The sequence below is a fragment of the Streptomyces sp. NPDC005195 genome, from assembly GCF_040608315.1.
GTDB classification, from domain to species: Bacteria; Actinomycetota; Actinomycetes; order Streptomycetales; family Streptomycetaceae; genus Streptomyces; species Streptomyces kaempferi.
In genome coordinates this window covers 1-4,329 of the sequence record NZ_JBEXHZ010000171.1, presented here as the reverse complement: position 1 = coordinate 4,329, position 4,329 = coordinate 1, and the positions used below count along the sequence as shown (strand labels likewise).

The window sequence follows — 4,329 nt, the reverse complement described above, 5'->3', positions numbered from 1 at the left end:
GCGGATACTCCCTGCCCGAACCCGCAGATCAGCCGCCAGACCACTCGAATACACCCGAAGCGATCACTCCGAAATCAAGCCGGTGGATCCGGGCTGAGATCCCCAGTCGATCATGGTCGAAAAGGTGGTGTCACCGGGACCGGAGGCATTGGCAGACCGCTGATTAGGGGCACGAGCGCCGATCCCGTATCGGGTGAGGCAGGCTCTTCGTAACGTGGATGCCGGCAGTGCGCCGTGAGGCGCCTCGTTGTATACCCGACTCAATCGGGAGGAACTTGGAGGAATGTTCCTGGGTTACCTGGCTTACCTGGACGCGAAAGCGCGAGGGGACAAGAGGATGCCAGGACTACGGACCGCCCGGAGGCGTCCAGGGCGGCGTCCGTCAGACCCGCGCGATATGGCCAAAGCTGGACTGCCTGAAGCCTAATCTCCAGCGGCGTGCACCACCGCCGTCGGTATGACGTCTGACACCGATACCCCGCCCTGCCTGCCGAAGTTGCCGGTCGGCGGACAACCTCCGGGACGGGGAGCGTCGCCCAACGAGGGCGGTCAAGGAGATGAGTGGGCGGCCTACGTCGCGCTCGATACGTACAGCGAGGACATACCACGGGATCACCTACAGGGCGCGAGCCCCATGGTGACGGAGTGCCCGTAGTAGTCGCAGGAGTCACGACCTGCCGAGGGGGCCGGGAAAGCCGGACCGCAGGGCGAAGGGGCACAGGAGGTCAGGATGTTCGGTTCGGGAGGTATGCGCAATGCAGAACGCCGAAACGGTACTGACCGTCATCCGGGAACGCGGCAGGCAGCGCCTGCCGCTGGAGAGGCTCTACCGGCAACTGTTCAATCCGCAGTTGTTCCTCATGGCCTACGGCCGCATCCAAGCGAATGCGGGTGCGATGACCCCGGGAGTCACCGGGGAGACCGTGGACGGCATGTCACTGGCGAAAATCGATGCGATCACCGGCGCTTTGCGCACGGAGTCGTACCGATGGCTGCCGACCCGCCGTGTCTACATCGAGAAGAAGGGACGCACGAAGAAGCGGCGAGGTTTAGGTCTGCCGACGGACACGGCATAGTGCCGCGTCGTCCAGGCAGTCTTTGGGTTCCTTGACGGTGACCCACCCGCTTCACGCGCTGACCGGTCAGCAGTTGGAGATTCTGTTCGTCAAGCGCCGTAGCGGTGCGCTGGTGTTCGTCTGCGCGTACGGCGTGAGCCGGAGCGTGACGTTGCCGCAGGAGTGGACGGATCGCGGCGGGGAGCCGGGTGGGGACCGGCTCGCGGTCGAGGGGCTGAGTGCTCTTCGTACGCTGGTGGATGCCCTGGTGAGCCGTGGTGTCGGCACAGTCGGAGGCGGATCCTGATGCTACGACAGTTGTGTCGCGCACCAGCCCCGGGGCGGGCGGAAGCGAGGGGCCGTGCCGTCATCACCGCAGTGCCGCGTGGAGATGGTGATGGTGCTGGCCAATATGGTCGAGTCCGTGTTGGGAGGCGGCCGTGATCGTGAACGGGACCTCGAAGATCACCGCGTCTCACCGCTCGCGGACGGCGGCGGTCTACCTGCGGCAGAGCACGTTGATCCAGGTGAGGGACAACACCGAGTCGACGCTGCGGCAGTACGCGCTGGGCGACGAGGCGGTCCGGCTGGGCTGGGACCGCGAGGACGTGCTGATCATCGACGCCGACCTGGGACTGTCGGGGAAGTTCGGGCAGGTCCGCGAGGGCTTCCGCGACCTGGTCGCCAAGGTCTGCCTGGGCGAGGTCGGGGCGATCTTCGGCCTGGAGGTCTCGCGGCTCGCGCGGTCCTCGGCCGACTTCGCACGGCTGTTGGAACTCGCGCGGCTGACGGACATGCTGCTGATCGACGACGACGGCGTTTACGACCTGACGAATTTCAACGACAGGCTCCTGCTCGGTTTGAAAGGGAGCATGTCAGAAGCAGAATTGCACATTCTGTCGAGTCGGTTGCAGGGCGCGAAGCGGGCCGCGGCCGAGCGCGGCGACCTGCGGTCTCCGCTGCCGGTGGGTTACGTCTACGACGACGAGGGCGAGTGCGTGATCGACCCGGATATGGAGGTGCAGGCCGCGATCCGCGATGTCTTCGCCGCGTTCGCGGCCGGCGGTTCGGCCTACCAGGTCGTCGCGGCGTTCGTCGGCCGGCGCTTTCCGCTGCGCGCCTACGGAGGAGCGTGGGCAGGTCAGTTGCGGTGGGGCAAGCTCACCCACGCCCGAGCACTGGGGGTGCTGAGCAACCCCTGTTACACAGGCACGTATGTCTACGGCCGCAACGTCACCCGGCGCCGGGTCCAGCCGGACGGCAGCGTGCGCACGAGTCTCGGGTGCCCCGCGAGCGGTGGCCGGTGGTCTTGCACGACCACCACGAGGGCTACTGGACCTGGGCGGACTACGTGGCGGCCGAGGCGAAACTGAAGGCCAACTGCACCCACGACGGAGCCAGGCCGGCGCGTGAGGGCCTGGCGCTGTGTCAGGGGATCATGTTCTGCGGCTCGTGCGGACGCCCGATGACCACCCGCTACCACCACGACGGCCAGGCCGCCTACGGGTGCTCGCTGTCACGGGCCGACCACGAGGCCACGCCGACCTGCCGCTCGATCCGCGCCGACGTCGTGGACGACGCCGTGGTCGCCAAGCTCCTGGCCGTCCTCGGCCCCGGGCAGATCGAGCTGGCCCTGGCCGCCGCCGACGAGGTCGCCGGCCGGCATACCCGCTCGCACCGCGCCGCCGAGCTGGCGGTGGAGCGAGCCCAGTACGACGCGGATCGCGCCGAGCGGACGTTCACCGCTGTCGATCCGGAGAACCGCATGGTCGCCCGCACGCTGGAGGCCCGCTGGGAAGCCAGACTTGCCGCACTCGACCAGGCCCAGTCGGCCTTGAACAGTGCCCGCGAAGCCAAGCCGGCCCTGCCGGACCGCTCCGCGCTGCAGGCTCTGGCCGCTGACCTGCCCGGCTTGTGGCACGCGCCCGCCACCCGGGACCGCGACCGCAAACGCCTGCTGCGGACGCTGATCTCGGATGTGACCCTGCTGCCGGAGCCCGACCGGGCCCGCGCGCGGGTCGGGGTGCGCTGGCACACCGGCGCCACCGACGAACTCGCCCTGACTCGGCCGCTGACCTCGCCCGAGGTTCGGCGGACCCCGGCGGCGGCGCGGGAGCTGATCGCCACCCTTCGTCCGGACCACAGCGACGAGCAGGTCGTCGCCGCGCTCGCCGCCGCCCAGCTGTCCACCGGGACCGGGCGCCCCTACGACGTGGCGGCCGTCAAGTGGGTCAGCTACACCTACAAGATCCCCGCACCGGTCCCGTTCCGGGACGGGGAGATCGACGTCAATCAGGCAGCCCAGATCCTGGGCATCACCGCGGACGCTGTCTACTACTGGCTCACCCACGGGCGCCTCGACGCACGCAAGGACGCCGGGGGCCGCTGGTGCATCCCCTGGAGTGACCAGGTCGAAGCCGCCTGCCGCCGCCAGATCGACACCTCCGGCCATCTCACCCCCCGCCCCAGCACACCACCGCTGACCCTGCCCGGCGAGGTCAGCGTCCAGCAGGCCGCCGCCCGCCTGGGCGTGGTCGAGCACGCCCTCTACTACTGGATCCGCTGCGGACGGCTGACCGCGCGCAAGGACGTCGGGGGCCGCTGGTGCATCCCGTGGGACGCGCAGGTCGAGGCTGCCTGCCGGGACTGGATCACCCACCCGGAGCAGTTCATGCCCACCGGGCGCCGCCCACTGCCCGCTGAGGCCGCCCGCGCCGACGAGATCAGCATTCCCGAAGCAGCAGCCCGCCTCGGAGTCCTCGACGCGGCCGTGCGCTACCAAGTACGTATCGGGCGCCTGCCCGCACATCGCACTCCCGGCGGCCGCATCGCCATCCCCTGGAACGACCGGGTCGAGGCCAAACTTCGGGCTGACCTGGACCGGCCCAAACACCCCGGCCCCACCGGCCCCGGCAGCCACCCACTGCCCGACACCACCACCGCACGCGGCGAACTGAGCGTCCAGCAGGTCGCCGCACGGCTCGGCGTCCGCGCCGGCACGGTCTACTACTGGATCGCCCGCGGCTACCTGGACGCCCACCGCGCGGCCGACGGCCGCCTGAGCATCCCCTGGACCAGGGACAACGAGGCCACCGGCCGCCAACTCGCCGCCCAGACCGTGAAATCCGACCTCACAACCCGAACACTCACAGCAGGAGGGGCAGTATGAAGCCACCATGCCTTCTGTGGCCGATCGGGTGGTCCAGGCGGCCTTGAAGCTGGTGCTGGAGCCGATTTTCGAGGCGGACTTTGCGCCGTGCTCGTACGGCTTCCG

General features: G+C 69.1%; 3 protein-coding genes and 1 pseudogene. All 4 read left to right on the top strand.

Annotation, left to right across the window (positions count from 1 at the left end; all coding sequences use genetic code 11):
- Window positions 1-755: 755 nt before the first annotated feature.
- Window positions 756-1,064: pseudogene (locus tag ABZV34_RS37365) on the top strand (maturase); the annotation flags it as partial.
- 49 nt (window positions 1,065-1,113) lie between these two features.
- A complete protein-coding gene (locus ABZV34_RS37360) occupies window positions 1,114-1,362 on the top strand; it encodes a DUF5372 family protein (protein WP_356287108.1) in 249 nt (82 codons plus the stop codon).
- 133 nt (window positions 1,363-1,495) lie between these two features.
- The gene (locus tag ABZV34_RS37355; RefSeq protein WP_356287105.1) at window positions 1,496-2,428 is read left to right on the top strand and encodes a recombinase family protein; all 933 of its coding nucleotides are present in this window, start codon (window positions 1,496-1,498) and stop codon (window positions 2,426-2,428) included.
- The gene (locus tag ABZV34_RS37350; protein ID WP_356287102.1) at window positions 2,365-4,224 is read left to right on the top strand and encodes a recombinase zinc beta ribbon domain-containing protein; all 1,860 of its coding nucleotides are present in this window, start codon (window positions 2,365-2,367) and stop codon (window positions 4,222-4,224) included. Before ABZV34_RS37355 ends, ABZV34_RS37350 begins: the two co-directional genes overlap by 64 nt.
- Window positions 4,225-4,329: the final 105 nt, after the last annotated feature.